Source organism: Bacteroides sp. (genome assembly GCF_052357945.1).
Taxonomy (GTDB): Bacteria; Bacteroidota; Bacteroidia; order Bacteroidales; family Bacteroidaceae; genus Bacteroides.
Window position 1 is genome coordinate 1 of the sequence record NZ_DAWCXD010000258.1, and the last position, 3,606, is coordinate 3,606.

Genomic DNA, 3,606 nt, shown 5'->3' on the forward strand with positions numbered 1-3,606 from the left:
GACTTGGAATATTATTCGGTGATTCGTTCGATTCGTGCCATCGAAGGTTCGGATGTTTGTATTCTGATGTTGGATGCAACGAGGGGTGTTGAGAGCCAGGACTTGAATATCTTTTCTCTGATTCAGAAGAACCAGAAAGGATTGGTAGTCGTGATTAATAAATGGGACTTGGTGGAAGATAAATCAGTGAAAGTGCAGAAGACATTTGAGGAAGCTGTCCGTTCACGTTTTGCTCCGTTTGTCGATTTCCCGATCATCTTTGCTTCTGCGTTGACCAAGCAACGTATTCTGAAAGTGCTGGAAGAAGCACGTAATGTATATGAGAACCGGACGACAAAGATTCCGACAGCTCGTTTGAATGAAGAAATGCTCCCGCTGATCGAGGCTTATCCGCCTCCCTCAAATAAAGGTAAGTATATCAAGATTAAATATATCACACAGTTGCCGAATACGCAAGTGCCTTCATTTGTCTATTTTGCCAACTTGCCGCAGTATGTGAAGGATCCGTACAAACGTTTCCTCGAAAATAAGATGCGTGAAAAATGGAATCTGACAGGTACTCCGGTTAATATTTATATTCGACAGAAGTAAAGTTCACCACAGATTAACACAGATTAAAAATAAAAAACGGGCTAATCAATTTACAAGTTTTGTATCATTTGATTAGCCCGTATTCTTTATGAAATATCTGTGGAAATCTGTGTTAATCTGTGGTGAATCTATTTCTCCAACTGGAAATCTTTTCTGCGTAAAACGAAGCTGTTACTCAAGTATTTTTCACGCACAATCTGATTCTCCGATAATTCTTCCGGTGTTCCCTGGAAAAGAATCTTTCCTTCAAACAGCAGATAGGCGCGGTCGGTGATACTAAGTGTCTCCTGTACGTTGTGGTCGGTAATCAGGATTCCGATATTCTTATCTTTCAGCTTCCAAACAATTTGCTGGATATCTTCTACGGCAATCGGGTCTACACCGGCAAAAGGTTCGTCAAGCATGATGAATTTGGGGTCGATGGCAAGACAACGGGCAATCTCCGTACGGCGGCGTTCACCTCCGGACAATTGGTTACCTTTGTTTTTGCGTACCTTTTGCAGACGGAATTCTGCTATCAGGCTTTCGAGTTTTTCCTTTTGATATTCTTTGGGCTTGTTAGTCATTTCCAGTACGGCGGCGATATTATCTTCCACACTCATCTGGCGGAAAACGGAAGCTTCCTGTGCAAGGTAGCCGATTCCCGTTTGCGCTCGTTTGTAAACCGGATATTTGGTAATCTCCAGGTCGTCGAGGAAAATACGTCCTTCATTCGGAGTAATCAGCCCTACAGTCATATAGAATGAAGTCGTCTTACCGGCACCGTTCGGTCCCAGCAAACCTACAATCTCACCTTGCTTCACATTGATGGAAACGTGGCTCACAACGGTTCGTTTACCGTACTTCTTAACCAGGTCTTCCGTGCGGAGCACCATCTTGCTTTCTTCCATATTCTAGTTATTTTGCGGCAAATGTAGTAAAAATAAGCTGAAATAATGTACATTTGCAGACAAATAGTGTGAGTTATGATAAAAGCATTGAGAACCGTCGGGAGATATTTCATGCTGATGGGACGGACTTTTTCCCGTCCCGAACGTATGCGTATGTTCTTCCGGCAATACCTTAACGAGTTGGAGCAACTAGGTGTGAACTCCATCGGTATCGTGCTGTTGATTTCGTTTTTCATCGGCGCGGTTATTACTATCCAGATCAAGTTGAATATCGAAAGTCCGTGGATGCCTCGCTGGACAGTGGGGTATGTGACACGTGAAATTATGTTGCTGGAATTTTCTTCCTCTATCATGTGTTTGATTCTTGCGGGAAAAGTAGGATCGAATATCGCTTCGGAATTAGGAACGATGCGGGTGACGCAGCAGATTGACGCGCTCGAAATTATGGGTATCAATTCGGCAAACTACCTGATTCTGCCTAAGATTACGGCGATGGTAACTGTGATTCCTATTTTAGTGACGTTCAGTATCTTTGCCGGAATTATCGGTGCCTTTTGCACCTGTTGGTTTGCCGGGGTGATGAATGCGGTCGATCTGGAATATGGATTGCAATATATGTTTGTGGAGTGGTTTATTTGGGCCGGTATCATCAAATCCCTCTTTTTTGCGTTTATTATTGCAAGTGTGTCTGCTTTCTTCGGATATACGGTGGATGGTGGATCGATTGCTGTGGGAAAGGCTTCTACGGATGCCGTAGTATCCAGCAGTGTATTGATTCTGTTTGCGGACTTGATATTAACTAAACTTTTGATGGGATGATTGAGATTAAAGGACTTTATAAATCATTTGATGACAAAACGGTATTGAACGATATCAATGCTAGTTTTGAAAATGGAAAGACGAACTTGATTATCGGTCAGAGTGGCTCCGGTAAGACGGTATTGATGAAGTGTATTGTAGGATTGCTTACTCCGGAGAAGGGGGAAGTCTTATATGACGGACGTAACCTTGTCTTGATGGGGAAGAAGGAGAAAAAGATGCTTCGCAAGGAGATGGGGATGATTTTCCAGAGTGCGGCTCTGTTTGACTCGATGACGGTGTTGGACAATGTGATGTTTCCGTTGAATATGTTTAGCAATGATACTTTGCGTGAGCGTACCAAACGGGCGATGTTTTGCTTGGATCGTGTGAATCTGGGGGAGGCGAAAGATAAGTTTCCGGGAGAAATCAGTGGGGGGATGCAGAAGCGTGTGGCTATTGCACGTGCGATTGCCCTGAATCCTCAATATTTGTTTTGCGATGAACCGAACTCGGGACTCGATCCGAAAACGTCATTGGTGATTGATGATCTGATTCATGATATTACGCAGGAATATAACATGACGACCATTATCAATACGCATGATATGAACTCTGTATTGGGAATTGGCGAGAAGGTGATTTATATTTATGAAGGACATAAAGAGTGGGAAGGGACAAAAGATGATATCTTTACCTCTACCAACGAACGATTGAATAACTTTATCTTTGCTTCAGACTTGCTCCGTAAGGTGAAGGACGTGGAAGTGCAAGGAATGGAAGGGTAATAAAAAAAACTTCTGTCATCGGGGTGACAGAAGTTTCTTTTTTTCTTAGCTATATTAGCGTCGGCAATTAAGCTCTAGGTCTAGCTTCTTTAACTACCATTGTACGGCCCATGTATTCAGCTCCGTTCAATTCAGCAATAGCTTTTGCAGCTGCAGCGTCGTCTTCCATTTCGATGAAAGCGAATCCTTTGGATTTACCGGTTTCACTGTCCATAACAACTTTAACTGATGATACTGCTCCGTAATCTTCCATCACTTGTTGCAGATCTCCTTCCTTAACACGGTAGTTAAGGTTTCCAACATAAATGTTCATAATGAAAATGATAAAAAATAAATAAATGAATAAAACTCTCTGGATAGATGGTTACTAATAAAAAGATTAAAACGACAGAGAGTTTACAAATGCGTTTCGTAACGGAAGTAAAAACCTTGTAATCAAATCGAGAAACTAATGGTCCATCAATCCGCAGCAAAGAAAAGAATAATTTTTGGATTAACCATCTTTTTGGAAGGTTAATTTGCGGATTATCAGAAAAAAA

The 3,606-nt window shown here is 42.0% G+C and carries 6 protein-coding genes; 3 read left to right on the forward strand and 3 right to left on the reverse strand.

The window, feature by feature from the left end; all coding sequences use genetic code 11:
- The coding region (locus ACT8YW_RS22395) for a GTP-binding protein (RefSeq protein ID WP_444107197.1) at positions 1 to 591 on the forward strand (591 nt) is incomplete at its 5' end.
- A 128-nt stretch (positions 592 to 719) separates the two neighbouring features.
- Here ACT8YW_RS22395 and lptB read toward each other — a convergent pair.
- Positions 720 to 1,481 carry an LPS export ABC transporter ATP-binding protein gene (gene lptB, locus ACT8YW_RS22400; RefSeq protein ID WP_004308626.1) on the reverse strand — a complete coding sequence of 254 codons (762 nt, stop codon included), beginning with the start codon at positions 1,479 to 1,481 and terminating at the stop codon, positions 720 to 722.
- A gap of 75 nt (positions 1,482 to 1,556) precedes the next feature.
- On the opposite strand from lptB, the gene ACT8YW_RS22405 reads away from it, so the two are divergent.
- Together ACT8YW_RS22405 and ACT8YW_RS22410 are read left to right on the forward strand one after the other, a co-directional pair.
- Entirely contained in the window at positions 1,557 to 2,300 is a 744-nt protein-coding gene (locus ACT8YW_RS22405) for an MlaE family ABC transporter permease (protein WP_004308627.1), read from the forward strand.
- Entirely contained in the window at positions 2,297 to 3,067 is a 771-nt protein-coding gene (locus ACT8YW_RS22410; protein WP_444107198.1) for an ABC transporter ATP-binding protein, read from the forward strand. The genes ACT8YW_RS22405 and ACT8YW_RS22410 overlap by 4 nt, the downstream gene beginning before the upstream one ends.
- A gap of 67 nt (positions 3,068 to 3,134) precedes the next feature.
- Here ACT8YW_RS22410 and ACT8YW_RS22415 read toward each other — a convergent pair whose 3' ends face one another.
- Positions 3,135 to 3,380, reverse strand: a complete 246-nt coding sequence (locus ACT8YW_RS22415; RefSeq protein WP_444107199.1) for an RNA recognition motif domain-containing protein — start codon at positions 3,378 to 3,380, stop codon at positions 3,135 to 3,137.
- Positions 3,355 to 3,606 (reverse strand): hypothetical protein (locus ACT8YW_RS22420; RefSeq protein WP_444107200.1); only part of this gene is annotated, 252 nt, incomplete at its 5' end. The genes ACT8YW_RS22415 and ACT8YW_RS22420, both read right to left, overlap by 26 nt.